The sequence below is a fragment of the Streptomyces sp. RLA131 genome, from assembly GCF_056270125.1.
In genome coordinates, this window is the sequence record NZ_JBWDOQ010000002.1 from 2,181,841 (window position 1) to 2,197,870 (window position 16,030).

Annotated in this window: 14 protein-coding genes; 7 read left to right on the forward strand and 7 right to left on the reverse strand. The window is 72.9% G+C overall.

Translation table 11 applies throughout. The annotated features are described in order from the left end of the window. Positions 1 to 2: 2 nt before the first annotated feature. From RWE79_RS10880 to mraZ, 4 genes are all read right to left on the reverse strand, one after another. Positions 3 to 1,928 (reverse strand): peptidoglycan D,D-transpeptidase FtsI family protein, encoded by a 1,926-nt coding sequence (locus tag RWE79_RS10880; protein WP_475945740.1) that lies wholly within the window; start codon positions 1,926 to 1,928, stop codon positions 3 to 5. An 8-nt stretch (positions 1,929 to 1,936) separates the two neighbouring features. Continuing rightward, positions 1,937 to 2,542 (reverse strand): cell division protein FtsL, encoded by a 606-nt coding sequence (gene ftsL, locus RWE79_RS10885; RefSeq protein WP_475939835.1) that lies wholly within the window; start codon positions 2,540 to 2,542, stop codon positions 1,937 to 1,939. Next, positions 2,539 to 3,501, reverse strand: a complete 963-nt coding sequence (gene rsmH, locus RWE79_RS10890; RefSeq protein ID WP_475939836.1) for a 16S rRNA (cytosine(1402)-N(4))-methyltransferase RsmH — start codon at positions 3,499 to 3,501, stop codon at positions 2,539 to 2,541. The genes ftsL and rsmH overlap by 4 nt, the downstream gene beginning before the upstream one ends. Positions 3,502 to 3,680: 179 nt before the next feature. After that, positions 3,681 to 4,175, reverse strand: a complete 495-nt coding sequence (mraZ, locus tag RWE79_RS10895; protein ID WP_475939837.1) for a division/cell wall cluster transcriptional repressor MraZ — start codon at positions 4,173 to 4,175, stop codon at positions 3,681 to 3,683. A gap of 204 nt (positions 4,176 to 4,379) precedes the next feature. Between mraZ and RWE79_RS10900 the strand changes: the two genes are divergently transcribed. From RWE79_RS10900 to RWE79_RS10915, 4 genes are all read left to right on the forward strand, one after another. Continuing rightward, the gene (locus RWE79_RS10900) at positions 4,380 to 4,907 is read left to right on the forward strand and encodes a beta-class carbonic anhydrase (protein ID WP_475939838.1); all 528 of its coding nucleotides are present in this window, start codon (positions 4,380 to 4,382) and stop codon (positions 4,905 to 4,907) included. Positions 4,908 to 5,012: 105 nt separating this feature from the next. Further along, positions 5,013 to 6,041 carry an AAA family ATPase gene (locus tag RWE79_RS10905; protein ID WP_475939839.1) on the forward strand — a complete coding sequence of 343 codons (1,029 nt, stop codon included), beginning with the start codon at positions 5,013 to 5,015 and terminating at the stop codon, positions 6,039 to 6,041. A 57-nt stretch (positions 6,042 to 6,098) separates the two neighbouring features. Continuing rightward, the gene (locus RWE79_RS10910; RefSeq protein WP_475939840.1) at positions 6,099 to 7,640 is read left to right on the forward strand and encodes a DUF58 domain-containing protein; all 1,542 of its coding nucleotides are present in this window, start codon (positions 6,099 to 6,101) and stop codon (positions 7,638 to 7,640) included. After that, positions 7,637 to 10,057 carry a transglutaminase TgpA family protein gene (locus RWE79_RS10915; RefSeq protein ID WP_475939841.1) on the forward strand — a complete coding sequence of 807 codons (2,421 nt, stop codon included), beginning with the start codon at positions 7,637 to 7,639 and terminating at the stop codon, positions 10,055 to 10,057. The genes RWE79_RS10910 and RWE79_RS10915 overlap by 4 nt, the downstream gene beginning before the upstream one ends. A 107-nt stretch (positions 10,058 to 10,164) precedes the next feature. Here RWE79_RS10915 and RWE79_RS10920 read toward each other — a convergent pair whose 3' ends face one another. The 3 genes from RWE79_RS10920 to RWE79_RS10930 all read right to left on the reverse strand — a co-directional run bounded on the left by RWE79_RS10920 (position 10,165) and on the right by RWE79_RS10930 (position 12,095). Beyond that, positions 10,165 to 10,578, reverse strand: coding sequence for a DUF3040 domain-containing protein (locus RWE79_RS10920; RefSeq protein ID WP_475939842.1), 414 nt, complete (start codon positions 10,576 to 10,578; stop codon positions 10,165 to 10,167). Positions 10,579 to 10,790: 212 nt separating this feature from the next. Beyond that, positions 10,791 to 11,570 carry a class I SAM-dependent methyltransferase gene (locus RWE79_RS10925; protein WP_475939843.1) on the reverse strand — a complete coding sequence of 260 codons (780 nt, stop codon included), beginning with the start codon at positions 11,568 to 11,570 and terminating at the stop codon, positions 10,791 to 10,793. A gap of 45 nt (positions 11,571 to 11,615) precedes the next feature. Then, entirely contained in the window at positions 11,616 to 12,095 is a 480-nt protein-coding gene (locus RWE79_RS10930; RefSeq protein WP_475939844.1) for an SAV_6107 family HEPN domain-containing protein, read from the reverse strand. 122 nt (positions 12,096 to 12,217) lie between these two features. Between RWE79_RS10930 and RWE79_RS10935 the strand changes: the two genes are divergently transcribed. Genes RWE79_RS10935 through RWE79_RS10945 form a run of 3 tightly spaced genes read left to right on the forward strand, consistent with a single transcriptional unit; the run spans position 12,218 to position 15,792 of the window. Continuing rightward, complete coding sequence (locus tag RWE79_RS10935) at positions 12,218 to 13,042, forward strand: ATP-binding cassette domain-containing protein (RefSeq protein WP_475939845.1); 825 nt, start codon at positions 12,218 to 12,220, stop codon at positions 13,040 to 13,042. Continuing rightward, complete coding sequence (locus RWE79_RS10940; RefSeq protein ID WP_475939846.1) at positions 13,014 to 15,146, forward strand: YhgE/Pip family protein; 2,133 nt, start codon at positions 13,014 to 13,016, stop codon at positions 15,144 to 15,146. The genes RWE79_RS10935 and RWE79_RS10940 overlap by 29 nt, the downstream gene beginning before the upstream one ends. A 34-nt stretch (positions 15,147 to 15,180) precedes the next feature. Beyond that, positions 15,181 to 15,792: a TetR/AcrR family transcriptional regulator gene (locus RWE79_RS10945; RefSeq protein WP_475939847.1), complete on the forward strand. Its 612-nt coding sequence runs from the start codon at positions 15,181 to 15,183 to the stop codon at positions 15,790 to 15,792. Positions 15,793 to 16,030 lie beyond the last annotated feature (238 nt).

Sequence of the window (16,030 nt, forward strand, 5' to 3'; positions counted from 1 at the left end):
CCTCACGACTTCGAGGCGTTCCACTCGACCGGCAGGCTGCCGGCCCGGGTGCCGGTCGGCGGCACCTGCAGGGACTTCAGGGCGAACTCCATCACGTTCTTGAAGACCGGGCCGCAGATCTGGCCGCCGAAGTAGCTGCCCTCGGTCGGGTTCTGGATCACGCAGGAGACCGTGATCCGGGGCTTGTCGGCGGGGGCGAAGCCCATGAAGGAGGCGGTGTAGCCGCTGTAGAGGCCTGTTTCCGGGTCCACCCGGTTGGCCGTGCCGGTCTTGCCCGCGACGCGGTAGCCGGCGATCCGGGCGGCGATGCCGGTGCCCTGCTCGTCGCCGACGACCGACTCCAGCATCCGGGACACGGTGCCGGCGGTCTTCTCGCTGACGACGCGGGTCTTCTTCGGGGCCGCGGCGGGGACGTACTTGCCGTCGGCGCCGGTGGTGCCCTTGACCAGGCTCGGCTCGACGCGCACGCCGCCGTTGGCGATCGTGGAGTAGACGGAGGTCGCCTGGAGGGCGTTGAGGGACAGCCCCTGGCCGAAGGGGATCGTGTACTGCTGCGATGCGTTCCACTTCTGCGGCCTGGCCAGGATGCCGGAGGTCTCGCCGGGGAAGGCGAGGCCGGTCTGCTGACCGATCCCGAACTTGCGCAAGTACGAGTAGAGCACCTTGTTCGCCTGCTTCTGGGTCTTGCCGAGCTGCTCGGTGGCGAGGATCGTGCCGATGTTGCTGGACTTGGCGAGTACCCCGTTGAGGGTGAGATGCCACGTGCCGTGGTCGACGTCGTCGTGGAAGACGCGGTCCGCGCGGGGCAGGGTTCCGGGAACGGTCACCTTCGTGGCGGGCGTCGCGACGCCCTCGTCCAGGACTGCGGCCATCGACATCACCTTGCTGACGCTGCCGGGCTCGTAGGCGTCGAAGAGCGCGGCGTTGCCCATGGCGGAGGAGTCGGCCTTGCTGAGGTCGTTGGGGTCGTAGCCCGGGGAGTCGGCCATGGCCAGGACCTGACCGGTCCGGGTGTCCTGGACGATGACGTAGCCCCGGTCGGCGTCGGACTCCGCCACCTGGTCGGCGATGGCCTGCTGGGCCGCCCACTGGATGTCCCGGTCGATGGTCAGCTCCACGGTGGAGCCCGGCTCGGCGGCCTTCTCCCGTACGCCGGCGGTCGGGATCCGGCGGCCGCCGGACTGGGCGTAGGTGATCGTGCCGTCCTTGCCGGCCAGCGCGGTGTTGTACTGCTGCTCCAGGCCGCCGCCGCCCTTGCCCTCGGAGTTGACGAAGCCGATCACGCCGGCGGCGAGGTCGCCGTTGGGGTAGACCCGCTTGCTGTGCGCCTCGTGGAAGATGCCGAGCAGGACGTTGGCGCCCCTGCCCTTGGCGGCCTTGTCCGCGAGTGCGCTCTGCAGGTCCTTGATCTGGTTCCAGACCTGGGGCGACTGCTGCTTGGCGATGACCTCGTTGCGCGAGGCGGGGTACTCCGCGAGCTGCTTGGCGATCTTCTTCTCGTCGCCGCCGACGATGGGGGCGAGCAGCTCGGCCGCCTGCTGGGGTGCGTCGCCGACGTCCGTCTCCTCCTTGGTGAAGAGCATCGGGTCGGCGGTGATGTCGTACGCGTCCACGGTGTTGGCCAGGTCCACACCGTCCCGGTCGGTGATGGTGCCGCGCTCGGCGGCCAGCGTCGCGGTGTAGTAGCGGTTGGCCTCGGCCTTCGTCGCGAACGAGGAGGCGTCGACGGCCTGCACCTGCAGGAGCCGGACGACGAAGGTCAGCATCACCAGCGTCAGCGCCAGGCTGACCAGGCGCAGCCGGGGCCTCGGCTTCCCCAGCCGCAGGGTGGTGCCGCCGGAGGGCCGCACGGGCCGCCGGGCCGGCGGGCGGCGCCTGGGCGGCTGCCCCGGGCCCGTCCCGGGCCTCGGTCGCCTGCGCGGTGGCATGTCCCCGGTCACGGATTGCTCCTCGTGGTCGTCTGCGGGGGCGGGACCGTGGCGGACGCGGCCGGGACCGCCGCCGCGGCGGCGGCCGGGGCGGCGGCGGCCGCGGACGGGGACAGGGCCGGCGACGCGGACAGCGCCTGCGACGGGACGAGCGACGGCGGCGACTGCGACTGCGACTGCGACAGCGACGCCGCGGGTGAGACGGAGGCCGCCGCGGAGGCCTGTGCGGAGGCGCTGGGTTCCGGGGTCACGGAGGGCTCCGGCAGGGGCTCGGCGGTCGCCGCGTCCGGCGAGCCCTTGATCTTGCCGTCCGGGGCGAGGAAGGCGGGGTTGCCGCCCGGCACCATCCCCAGCTCACGCGCCCGCTGGTCCAGCGGGCCGGGCGCGGCGTACTCGTCCACCTGCTGCTGGAGGGCCTGTTCCTCGTCCGTGAGCTGCTTGGTCTGCTTCTGCAGGTCGTCCAGCTTGAAGGAGTCCTTGACGACCGCCGAGTTCAGCAGCAGCAGCGAGAAGAGGCCGCCCGCGAGCAGCAGCACGATCAGCAGCACGAACGGGGACCGCGCGGCCGTCGGTGCCCCGGGGCGGCGGGCGCCCGTCCGCACGCCTCCGCTCACCTGGGCTCCTCCTCGCGGACGCGCTCCGCGCCGCGCAGCCGGGCCGGGGCCGCGCGGCGGTTCCCGGCGATCTCGTCCTCCGTGGGGAGCTCGGCGCCGCGGGTGAGCAGCTTGAGCCGGGGCTGGTAACGCTCGGGGACGACCGGGAGGCCGGGCGGCGCCGTGATCGCGGCGCCCGCGGCGAGGACCTGCTTGACGAGGCGGTCCTCCAGCGACTGGTACGACAGGACGGCGATACGGCCGCCGACGGCGAGGGCGGCCACAGCGGCGGGGACGGCCCGTTCCAGGACCGCCAGCTCGCCGTTGACCTCGATGCGCAGCGCCTGGAAGGTGCGTTTCGCCGGGTTGCCGCCGGTGCGCTTGGCGGCCTGCGGCAGCGCGGCCCGGATCAGTTCGACCAGCCGGGCGCTGTTGGTGAAGGGTTCCTTCTCGCGCTCCCGGGCCACGGCGTCGACGATCTTGCGGGCGAACTTCTCCTCGCCGTAGTTGCGCAGGATGCGCACCAGGTCGCCCGGCGGATAGGTGTTGAGGACCTCGGCGGCGCTGATGCCCGTGCTCTGGTCCATCCGCATGTCCAGCGGCGCGTCCTGGGCGTAGGCGAAACCCCGGCCGGCCTCGTCGAGCTGCATGGAGGAGACCCCGAGGTCGAACAGGATGCCCTGGACCCGGGGGACGCGGAGGCGGCCGAGGACCTCGGGCAGCTCGTCGTAGACGGCGTGCACGAGGGTGGCCCGGTCGCCGTAGGGGGCGAGGCGTTCGCGGCTGAGTTCGAGGGCGGCGGGGTCGCGGTCGATGCCGATCAGCCGGACGCCGGGGAACTCCGCGAGCAGCGCCTCGCTGTGGCCGCCGAGCCCGAGCGTGGCGTCCACCACGACCGCGCCCTCCCCGGCCAGTGCGGGCGCCAGCATGTCGAGGCAGCGCCGCAGCATCACAGGGACGTGGGAGGGGGTGGTGCTCATCGGGCCCTTCTCAGGTTCTGGGACGTACCACTGGGTCCCCGCCCGCTCGTGCGAAACCGTCTGGCACCGGGGAAGTAGTGCCAGCGGACCGGGAGCGGGAGGAGGCCGAGCGTCACGTACGCGTACGTGAGACAGCAGGCTACGGCGGTGGGCCGTGACGGACGGAGTCCGGGGGAGGGTCACAGTAAGCCGGGCGGCACCTCCTGCGACAGCGCCGGCAGGGTGTCCTCCTGGGCCCGCAGATACTGCTCCCAGACGGTGGCGTCCCACACCTCCACCCGGTTGTTGGCGCCGATGACCGCGCAGTCGCGGCGCAGGCCGGCGTAGGTGCGCAGGGGCTGCGGAAGAGTGACCCGGCCCTGCTTGTCGGGCACCTCGTCGTGGGCCCCCGCGAAGAGCACCCGCATGTAGTCACGGGCGGGCTTGGAGGTGACGGGGGCGTCGCGCAGCCGCTCGGTCACCGACCGGAACTCGGTCAGCGGCCATACGTACAGGCAACGCTCCTGGCCCTTGGTGATCACCAGGCCCTCGGCGAGCTGCTCGCGGAACTTGGCGGGGAGCACCAGCCGGCTCTTGTCGTCCAGCCGCGGCGCGTACGTCCCGAGGAACATCCGCACCTCCCGCAGCTGGTCAGGCGATTCGAGCCAGTCCCGGGCCGGTCCCGGGCCACCCACTTCGCGCCACTTTACTCCACTGGGCCCCACGGTCAACGCACGCCCCGCTCCGCCACGGGCGCGGGCCCGGGGCCGCGCCCGGAAATCACCCCCGTGGGGGAACGGGCGCGCGGCCTGTGGGTTACCTCACAATGCGGAGGATTGACCGAGTTTTGTGGGACCTCACAGCGGGTCGGAAGGGCCTGTGCCGTCTACGGTCGTGTCATGTCGATAACCGAGAAGCAGCCAGCAGGCACCGACTCCGTCACGGACGGCCTCGTCGAGGCGAACCGGCGCTACGCGGAGCAGTTCCGCGATCCCGGCATGGACGCCCGTCCGGTTCTCAAGGTCGCGGTCGTCGCGTGCATGGACGCCCGCCTCGACCTGCACGCGGCACTCGGCCTTGAGCTGGGTGACTGCCACACCATCCGCAACGCCGGCGGAGTGGTGACCGACGACACCATCCGCTCGCTCACCATCAGCCAGCGCGCCCTCGGCACCCGCTCCGTGGTGCTGATCCACCACACGGGCTGCGGCCTGGAGACCCTGACCGAGGACTTCCGCACCCAGTTGGAGGACGAGGTGGGCCAGCGGCCGACCTGGGCGGTGGAATCCTTCCGCGACGTGGAGCAGGACGTACGGCAGTCGATGGCGCGGGTACGGACCTCACCGTTCCTCGCGCACACCGACGATGTACGGGGTTTCGTCTTCGACGTCCATACAGGACTGCTGAGGGAAATCACGACTGAGTAACGGAAGACGAGTGACTCGGAGCATAGTTGGAGTAACAATGCTCCGAGCGCGCCACCTCGCCCGAGGTCAGGGACGCGAACGGGGATTTGGGCCGAGGAGGGCCGGGTGACGACCTATGACGCACGAGCGAGCCTTACGGATCTGACCACCACAGCGGAGCGGATCCGCCGTTCGGTGGAGAACGTGATCGAGGGCAAGCCCGAGGTCGTACGGCTTTCGCTGACCGTACTGCTCGCGGAGGGGCATCTGCTGATCGAGGATGTCCCGGGCGTCGGCAAGACCATGCTGGCCAAGGCTCTGGCGCGGTCCATCGACTGCTCGGTGCGGCGCATCCAGTTCACGCCGGACCTGCTGCCCTCGGACATCACCGGGGTGAGCGTCTACGACCAGCAGCGGAGGGACTTCGAGTTCAAACCGGGTGCGATCTTCGCGCAGATCGTGGTCGGCGACGAGATCAACCGCGCCTCGCCCAAGACCCAGTCGGCACTGCTGGAGTCGATGGAGGAGCGGCAGGTCACCATCGACGGCTCCACCTACGAGCTGCCCAGCCCCTTCATGGTCATCGCCACCCAGAACCCGGTGGAGATGGAGGGTACCTATCCCCTGCCCGAGGCGCAGCGCGACCGTTTCATGGCCCGGGTGTCGATCGGCTACCCGAGCGCCGAGGCCGAGTTGCAGATGCTGGACGTGCACGGCGGCGCCCCGGCGCTGGACGACGTACAGCCGGTGGCGCACGCGCACGAGATCGTGAAACTGGTGGAGGCGGTGCGCACCGTTCATGTGTCGGTGCCGGTGCAGCGCTACGCGGTCGCGCTGGTGAGCGCCACCCGCCAGCACCAGGACCTGCGGCTGGGCGCGTCGCCGCGCGCCACGCTGCACCTGGTGCGGGCGGCCAGGGCGGCCGCGGCGCTGGACGGGCGGGAGTTCGTGCTGCCGGACGACGTCCAGACGCTGGCGTCCGCGGTGCTCTCGCACCGTCTGCTGCCCACGGCGCAGGCCCAGTTGAACCGCCGTACGCCGGAGCAGGTGGTGGCCGAGATCGTGCAGCGGACACCGGTGCCCGATCCGGCGGCCACCAAGTGGCGCGAGTCGCAGGGCGCCGGCCGGCCGCCCGGCGGCGCGCGGGGGCTGTGAGATGCGCCCGCGGCCGGACGGCGGCGGGCCGGACCGCTCGACGACAGGGGTCCGGCGATGAGCAAACCCACACACGAAGGCATGCACGAGGGCACGCACCCGGGCCTGAACGGGGCCACGCACGAGGCCACGCACGGGGTCATCAACGGTGCCGTGCCCCCGGCCACGGGCGGTGCCGTGCACGAGCGGCGGCCCTCCGGCGCGCCCTCCGCTGACCCCGGCAACGGCCTGCGGGCGGCCCTGGGCGGGCTGACCACGCGCGGGCGGTCCTTCCTGGCGGCGGGCGTGGCGGCGGCGGTGTGCGCCTACGTACTGGGGCAGCCGGATCTGCTGCGGGTCGGAGTGCTGCTGTCCGCGCTGCCGCTGGTCTGTGTGGTCGTGCTGTACCGGACGCGCTACCGGGTGGCCGGCAGCCGGCGGCTCTCGCCGTCCCGGGTGCCGGCGATGTCCGAGGCCCGGGTGCGTCTGCGGGTCGACAACGTCTCGCGGCTGCCGACCGGGCTGCTGATGCTCCAGGACCGGGTGCCCTACGTACTCGGGCCCCGGCCCCGTTTCGTGCTGGACCGCGTCGAGCCGGGCGGGCACCGCGAGGTGTCCTACCGGGTCCGCTCGGACCTGCGCGGGCACTATCCGCTGGGGCCGTTGCAGCTGCGGCTGACGGATCCTTTCGGCATGTGCGAACTGACCCGCTCCTTCAGCGCCTTCGACACCCTCACGGTGGTCCCCCGGGTGCAGCCGCTGCCACCGGTGCGGCTGGCCGGCGAGGCCTCCGGATACGGCGAGAGCCGCACCCGTGCCCTCTCGCTGGCCGGCGAGGACGACGTCATCCCGCGCGGCTACCGCCACGGCGACGACCTGCGCCGGGTGCACTGGCGTTCCACCGCCCGGTACGGCGAGTTGATGGTGCGCCGCGAGGAGCAGCCGCACAAGGCCCGCTGCACGGTGCTGCTCGACACCCGCCGGGAGGCCTTCCAGGGGGCCGGACCCGACTCCGCCTTCGAGTGGGCGGTGTCCGGGGCCGCCTCGGTGGCCGTGCACATGCTGGGGCGCGGCTACTCGGTACGGCTCCTCACCGACACCGGCAGTTCGGTGCCGGGCCCCGACGGCACCGGCGGCTTCGGGATGGCCGATTCCTCGGACGCGGCCGGGGTGCTGCTCGACACCCTCGCGGCGATCGACCACTCCGAGGAGTCCGCGGGCGGTCTCACCCTCGCCCATGACGTGCTGCGGTCCGGCAGCGAGGGGCTGCTGGTGGCCTTCCTCGGCGACCTGGACGAGCAACAGGCGGCCGTGGTCGGCCGGATGCGGCAGCGCGCCGGGGGTGCGGTGGCCTTCGTACTGGACGGCTCCGGGTGGAACCTCTCGGCGGCCCCCGACAACGACGGCGGCCGGCCGCAGGTGCCGCCCCCGGGCGACGGACCCTCCGCCTCACCCCCACCGGACGGGGTCCGCCCCGGCACCGTGGGCCGGTCGGTACGGATGCTGCGCGAGGCGGGATGGACGGTACTGCCGGTCTCGTCGGCCAAGGACGACAAGCTGTCCGAACTGTGGCAGCGGGCCGACCGCTACCGCTCACGCGAGGAGGCGGGAGCCCGATGATCAGCGGACGAGCCAGGCTGGCGGTGTGCGCGGCGGCCGCCTCGATCATGGCGGCCTGTTCGCTGCTGCCGCTCACCAACAGCAGTACCTGGATCCTGCAGGCCTTCTTCCTGGTGATCGTCCAGAGCTCGGCGGGCGCGCTGGCCCGCCGGGTGCCGCTGGCCCGGCCGCTGACGATCCTGGCGCAGGCGGTGGTCTCGCTGCTGCTGCTCACCCTGTTCTTCGCCCGGCGTCAGGCGTACCTGGGCGTAATGCCCGGCCCCGGGGTCTTCCGGCACTTCGGCAGTCTGCTCACCGCCGGTGTGCAGGACGTCAGCCAGTTCGCGATCCCGGCCCCGGTCACCTCCGGCATCCGGCTGCTGCTGGTCGCCGGGGTGCTGCTGATCGCCCTGCTGGTGGACGCGCTGGCGGTCACCTACGGCAGCGCGGCACCGGCCGGGCTGCCGCTGCTGGCGCTGTACTCGATCGCGGCGGGCCTGTCCGCCGGTGGCAGCCGCTGGCTGTGGTTCGTGATCGCGGCGGCCGGTTATCTGCTGCTGTTGCTGGCCGAGGGCCGCGACCGGCTCTCCCGCTGGGGCCGGGTCTTCGGCGGGCCCGCCGGTTCGGCGGGGGCGGCTGCCGGGTTCCCGGACTCCTCGGGGATATCCCGCGGCGGGGGCGCGGCGACCGCTCCGGTGCGTACCGGCCGCAGGATCGGCGCGATGGCGATGGGTATCGCCCTGATCGCCCCCGCCGCGCTGCCCTCGCTCGGCGGCGGACTGCTCGGCGTCACCGGCGCGGGCGCCGGCTCGGGGCGCGGCGGATCGATCCTGGCGGTCAATCCGCTGGTCGCCCTCACCGACAACCTCAACCAGCCCGACAACCGCCAGGTCCTGATCTACCGGACCAACGCCAAGAACACCTCCGACCTGTATCTGCGGATCGTCTCCCTCGACGAGTTCAACGGCGAGCAGTGGCAGTCCGCCAAACGCACCCTCAGCGACGTGCCCGAGCGGCTGCCGGCCGTCCAGGGGCTCACCTCGCAGATCAAGACCACGCAGATCCAGACCAACATCGCCGCCGCCAAGGACTACGGACAGCTGTGGCTGCCGATGCCCTACCCCGCCGACCAGGTCCGGGTGGACGGCCGCTGGCGGTACGAACAGGTGGGCCGCACCGTCATCGGTGACCGGGGCCAGACCACGGCGGGCGTCAGCTACAGCGTGGACAGCCTCCAGGTGGAGCCGACCGCGGCCCAGTTGGAAGCCGCTCCGGCCGCCTCGGCGAATCTGGTCCGGGAGTACACCACGGTCCCGAACTCGCTGCCGGACGTGGTGCGGACCACCGCCCAGCGGATCGCCAAGGACGCCACGACCGAGTACCAGGAGGCGGTCGCGCTCCAGAACTACTTCACCAGCGGGGAGTTCACGTACAGCACCTCGGTGTCCTCCGGGACCGGCGTCGACGCGATCGCCAAGTTCCTGAAGAACAAGGAGGGTTTCTGCGTCCACTTCGCCTTCACCATGGCGGCCATGGCGCGCACCCTGGGGATCCCGGCCCGCGTCGCGGTCGGCTTCACCCCCGGCACCCCGCAGTCCGACGGCAGCTACACGGTGGGCCTCAAGGACGCCCACGCGTGGCCCGAGCTGTACTTCGAGGGGATCGGCTGGACCCGCTTCGAGCCCACCCCGACCCGGGGCTCGGTGCCCGGCTACACCCAGGACACCTCGTCGTCGGACTCCGGCAGCACCACGCCCGACGTGCCGTCGCGGGGCAGCAGCGCGGCACCCAGCGCGAGTGCGAGCGCCTCGCCGACCTGCACCGCCAAGGCCGTCCAGCTGGGCGACTGCGACCCCCTCACCCAGACCTCGGGCGGCGGCCCGACGAACGGCGGCCTGTGGGCCGCGCTCGGCGGCCTGACCGGCGTCCTGCTGCTGCTGGGCGGCGGGTCCCTGCTGATCCTGCTGCCGTTCGTCCCGCTGCTGTGGCGGCGGGGGGCGCGGTCCCGGCGGCTGGGCAGCCGCCAGGTGCTCGAGGCCTGGCGCGAGCTGGTGGACACGGCATGGGACTACGGCGTCCTGCCGGACGAGTCCGAGACCCCGCGCCGCGCGGTCGCCCGGATCATCACCGACGGCCGCCTCGACGAGTATCCGGCCGAGGCCGCCCGGCGCCTGGCCACCGCCGTCGAGCAAGCCCTCTACGCCCCGCGCCCCGGCCCGGTGACCGGTCTCAGCGCCGACATCCACCATGTCCGCGACGGCCTCCACCACTCGGCCGATCGGGTGACACGGCTGCGGGCCTCGCTCCTGCCCCGATCCGCCGCCCGGCTCGGCTGGTCGCTGTCCCTGCGCTGGACGGCCACCACGGCAGCCTGGGGGGAGGCGCTGCGGCGGGCGGGAGCCGCGCTGCGGCGGCGCACGGCCCGGCAGGGCCCGTAGGCCCGTGGACCGGTAGCAGGCAGCAGCACGGCAGTGGGGCGCGGGACCCGATCGGGTCCCGCGCCCCACTGCCGTGCTGCTGCCTGCCGGTGCCTACCGGCCCTTGCTCACTGGCCCTGCTCGTCGCGGCGGCGCTGCCACCGCTCCTCGATGCGGTCCATCATCCGGCCCCGCCTGCGCGGCTCCCGCTGCCCGCGCACCTGATGCTGGTGCTGACGGCCTGCGGGGCCGGGAGGCTGTTCGCCGGGTTTCACGACGCGACGCCAGCCGGTGACGGCGAGAACGGCACAGCCGAGCATGACGAGGAAACCGACCACACTGATCCATGGCTGCTTGGCGATCATGCCGGCCATGAGCAGACCAATACCGACAAGGAAGCCTGCGACCGCCAGGTAGACGCGACGCCTGGTGTAGGTGCGCAGCCCGCTTCCCTCAAGCGCCGACGCGAACTTGGGATCTTCGGCGTACAGCGCTCGCTCCATCTGCTCGAGCATGCGCTGCTCGTGCTCCGAGAGCGGCACGGAGACCTCCTACTCGTCGGTCGCGGGGGAGCGACCGGTACGACCCTTCCAGGATAGGCAGGGATTCGCCCCCCGTGAAACCCGCCCACTGCGCCAATCCGAGGCCAGTCCCGACGGGGAGTTCTTTCCCCGTCCCTGGTTACGTCATGCCAGCATAAGGCCCTGAAGGCAGCATTCGGGGGGCGTGTGACGGACTACCCGGACCACTGTGCTCAGCCACGCTCCGCGAGGACGTGCAGCTGGGTGGCGACGGAGTGGAACGCGGGCTGCTCGGCGGCAGCCAGTTCGAGCCGCAGCAGGGCGTCGAGGGCACCGGGTTCGGTGTCGACGAGGACGCCCGGCACGAGGTCGGCGAAGACCCGGACGCCGTGCACCGAGCCGACCCGCAGGCCGGCGTCGGCGACGAGCGCGGTGAGCTCGTCGGCGGTGAAGCGGCGCGGGACGGGGTCGCCGCTGCCCCAGCGGCCGGCGGGGTCGGTGAGGGCGTGCTGGGCCTCGGCGAAGTGGCCGGCGATGGCGCGGGCCAGGACGGCTCCGTAGCGGCCGGCGGCGAGCAGGCTGAGGGTACCGGAGGGGCGCAGGGTGCGCACCGCGTTGCGGCAGCCCTCGGCGGGGTCGTCGACGTACTCCAGGACGCCGTGGCACAGCACCACGTCGTACCCGCCGGGCTCCACGACGTCGAGCAGGCCGTGGGCGTCGCCCTGGACACCGCGCACCCGGTCGGTGACGCCGGCCTCGGCGGCCCGGCGCTCCAGGGCGAACAGGGCGTCGGGGCTGGGGTCGACGACGGTCACGCGGTGGCCCAGGCGGGCCACGGGGACCGCGAAGTTGCCGGTGCCGCCTCCGGTGTCGAGCACATCGAGGCCGCCGCGGGCGTCCCGGCCGCTGGCCTTGGTCTGCCGGTCGAGTGCGTCGCGCAGGACCTCCCAGACCACGGCGGTACGCAGGGACGCGCGGGGCCGCATCTGGTCGGCCCCTCCTTCACGGGACATGCGGACGGCTCCTCGCGGTGGTCGGTCTGTCCAGGCGGCTCCACTCTAGTGCGGTGGCCGGCCGGGCCGGAGCACCAGCATGCGTTCCACCAGCCGCAGGAACAGGCCCGCCGCCCGCACCAGATCGTCCGCGTCGCGCCAGCCGGCGGCGCCCTGTATCCCGGCCTCGCAGCGGGCCCGGCGCCCGGCGCCGGCCTCGAACAGGGCGCTCCACTCGGCGAGTTCGGGAGCGACCTGCGGCAACACCGACCAGGCGCTGCGGATCGGCCGGCGCCGCCGCCTGCCGGTCTCGGGGCGGCCGCGCACGGCCAGCACGGCTGCGGCGGTGCGCAGCGCGGCCAGATGGGCGGTGGCGTAGCGCTCGTTGGCGGTTTCCAGGAGGGCGGCCTCGGCCAGGCCGCGCCGGGCCTGGGCCAGCAGGTCGAGGGCGGCGGCCGGTGCCCCGGCGCCGCGCAGGACGGGGTGGACGGGGTAGGCGTCCGCCGTCGCGTTCGCATTGTCCTGGCTGCGGACCGGTGCGGTCATCACGAACCTCCTCGGGCACGGCTGCGGCGGGCCGTTCGGGCCCCACGCCTCTCATCGTGGGGCACGGCACTGACAGTCGGCCGGGCATGCCATACTGTTTTTGCACTGACTAGTCAGTTCAATTGGAGGAACTCGTGATCCACGCGGAGGGGTTCGGGCTCAAGGGCCCCCGTGGCTGGGTGTTCCGGGACGTCACCTTCACCGCCCCCGAGGGCGGCCTGGTCGCCATCGAGGGACCCTCGGGGTCGGGCCGGACCTGCCTGCTGCTGGCCCTGAGCGGACGCATGCGCGCGACGCAGGGGTACGCGGAGGTCGCCGGGCACCGGCTGCCCCGGCAGGCCGCGGCAGTACGGCGGATCGCGGCACTCGGGCAGGTGACCGGCGTGTCGGAGCTGGATCCCGCGCTGACCGTGGGCGAGCACCTGCGCGAACGGGTGCTGCTGCAGCGCCGGTTCGGCGACTCGCTGCGCGCGCTGCTGCGCAAGGACCCCGCTCAGGACCGGCGGCGCGTCGACGAGGCGCTGGCGACGGCCGGCCTGGATCTGGACCAGCTGGTCAAGGGCCCGCGCACCGCCGCCCGCGACCTGGAGCGGCTGGAGGCCCTGCGCCTGAGCACCGCCCTGGCCCTGCTGGGCCGGCCCCGGGTGCTGGCCGTGGACGACGCGGACCACAAGCTGTCGGACGCCGAACGGGCCCAGGCCTGGGCGATGCTCCGGTCCGTCGCGGCGGCCGGCCCGACCGTGCTGGCGGTGTGCAGCGAGGCTCCGAAGGACGTGCCGACGATCCGTACGGAACCCACCGCGAACACCGCGAACACCGCGGCCACCGAGACCACCGAGACCACCGAGACCACCGAGACCACTGCGAACACCGCGAACACCGAGACCGGTGACTCCGCGACCGAGGAGGGGGCGGGCGATGCGTACGCCGAGGCTGGCAGCGCTTGAGCTGAGGAGGTTCGGCCGGGGGCGGCTGCCGCGGGCGGCGATGGCGGCGGTGCTGCTGCTGCCGCTGCTGTACGGCGGGCTGTACCTCTGGTCGTTCTGGGATCCCTACGGCCGCCTGAACCGGCTGCCGGTGGCCCTGGTCAACGCCGACCGGGGCTCGGCGGGCGCCACCATCGTCAAGGGGCTCAAGGACAGCGAGACCTTCGACTGGCAGGAGACGAGCGCCGCCGGGGCCGCGAAGGGCGTCGAGGACGGCACGTACTACCTGTCGCTGACCGTCCCGGCCGACTTCACCGAGCGCGTCACCTCCAGCTCGGGCGAGGACCCGGTGACGGCCGCGCTGAAGGTGCGCACCAACGACGCCAACAACTACGTCGTCGGCCAGATCTCACGGACCGTCTTCGCCGAGGTGCGGTCCACCGTCTCCACCAAGGCGTCCCGGAAGTTCTACGACCGGATCTACCTCTCCTTCTCCGATCTGCACGACCAGACCCGCAAGGCAGCCGACGGCGCCGACGACGTCACCACGGGCGCCGGCCGGGCCGAGGACGGCTCGGCGACCCTCGGCGACGGCATCGACACCGCCAAGGCCGGCGCCGACGAACTCGCGCGCGGCCTGAAGAAGGCCCGCAAGGGCAGCCACTCCCTGGCCACCGGCCTCGGCACCCTGTCCACCGGCGCCGGGAAGGTCGCCAGGGGCGCCGACCAGGTCGCGGCCGGCACCCAGACCCTCGCCGACCGGGTGAACGACGCCTCCGACGAGATCGCCTTCGTGAAGAAGCACGCCAAGGAGATCAACGCGGCGGCCCGGCTGGTCGCCGACGGCTCCCAGGCGATCCGCGACGGCCTGGGCACCCTCCCCGCCGACACCGCCCGGGCCGTCACCCAGGCCAGGGCCGCCGCGGCCGAACTGCGCGGCACGTACAACGACCAGTGCCCGCTCGGCGCGGTCACCGCGCAGTGCAAGGCGCTGAAGAACGCCGCCGACACCGCGGACGACGTGGCGGTGCTGGCCGGCCGGCTGCGGACGTACGTCAGCGACAGCACCACCGAGATCCAGAACCTCCGCGACGACCTGGGCACCGTCCACTCCATCGCCGGGCAGCTGGCGACGGCCGACATCGCCCAGGAGCTGGACACCGTCGTCAGCAAGGTCAACGCCCTCAACAGCGGCGCCCACCAGGTCGCCACCGGCGCCGGGAAGGTCTCGGCCGGCCTGGGCACCGCCACCACCGGCGCCGGCACCCTCGACAGCGGCATCAGCCGGCTCTCCACCGGCGCCGACGAGCTGTCCGGCGGCCTGTACCGGCTCTCCACCGGAGCCAACCGGCTCACCACCGGCCTGGCCGAGCTCACCGACGGCAGCGGCCGGCTCGCCGACGGCCTGCACGACGGCGCGTCGAAGATCCCGGACTACGGTACGAAGACCCGCGACGACCGCACCGAGGTGATGTCCGACCCGGTCCGGCTCGCCTCGCAGAACCTGCACAAGGCGGGCAACTACGGCACCGGCTTCGCCCCGTACTTCATCCCGCTCTCGCTCTGGGTCGGCGCGATGGTCGCCTACATGCTGCTCCAGCCGCTCAGCCGGCGCGCCCTGGCCATCGGGGCGCCGGCCTGGCGGACGGCGCTCGCGGGCTGGCTGCCGGTCCTGGCCATCGGCGTCGGGCAGTCCCTGGCGCTGCTGGCCGTACTGCACTGGGCGATCGGGCTCCAGCTGACCAGGGCGGCCGGCACGGTCGGCTTCCTGGTTCTGGTCACAGCCTGCTTCTCGGCCATCGTGCAGTGGCTCAACGCCCGCTTCGGCCCGGCCGGCCGGGTGCTGGTGCTGGCGCTGCTGATGCTCCAGCTCACCTCGGCGGGCGGCACCTACCCGGTGCAGACCAGCCCGGCGTTCTTCAACGTCCTGCACCCGCTGCTGCCCATGACGTACGTCGTCGAGGGACTGCGGCACCTGATCACCGGCGGCGGCCTGTGGCCGGTGTGGCGGGCCTGTCTGGTTCTGGGCGTATTCACAGCGGGCGCCCTTACCCTCACCGCGTGGTCGGCGCGCCGCAAGCAGGTCTGGACGCTGGACCGGCTGCATCCCGAGCTGTCCCTGTGAGCCCGCGGCGCCCCCGGCAGGGAGAATCGGACGCATGAAGAGCGAACGACGTCAGGCCACCCGGCAGAAGCTCTACGAGGCCGCGGTCACCCTCATAGCCGAGCAGGGCTTCTCCGCGACCACCGTGGACGAGATCGCCGAACGGGCCGGGGTGGCGAAGGGCACGGTCTACTACAACTTCGCCAGCAAGAACGAGCTCTTCGAGCAGCTGCTGCGGCACGGCGTGGGCCTGCTCACCGCCTCGCTGCGCGAGGCCGCCGACGGCGTCGCCGCGCGCGGCGGCAGCAAGGTCGACGGGATCGACGCGATGATCCGCGCAGGACTGGTCTTCATCGCCCGCTATCCGTCCTTCACCCAGCTGTACGTCGCCGAACTGTGGCGCACCAACCGGGCCTGGCAGGACACGCTCATGGTGGTGCGCAAGGAGGCCATCGCGGTCGTGGAGCAGGCGCTGCGCGACGCGGTGGAGGCGGACGAGCTGAGCGACGAGATCGACGTCCAGCTCACGGCGGCCGCGCTCTTCGGGATGGTGCTGGTGGCCGCCCTGGACTGGCTGTCCTTCCAGCCCGAGCGCAGCATCGACGACGTCCACGCGGCGCTCTCGCGGCTGCTTCAGGGGCGGGTGGCCGGCCGGGCCCGCGCGTAGCGGACCCCGGCCGGAGGCCGCGCGCCGCCCCGGTACGGGCCGATCCCCCGTCGGGCCGTACCGGGACGGCGCCACCCCCCGTTCCCCCGTGCGCGGAAGGGGTGCCACACCGTTCCGCCGCCCCGTGCCGGCGGTGCGGCGCCGCGTCCCTTCCGTGCCTCCACCCTGGCGTCCACGCGGGTCGACGCCCATCCGTACCCGTACTCAACCGCGCCTGTAGGTACACGTACTCAGAGCC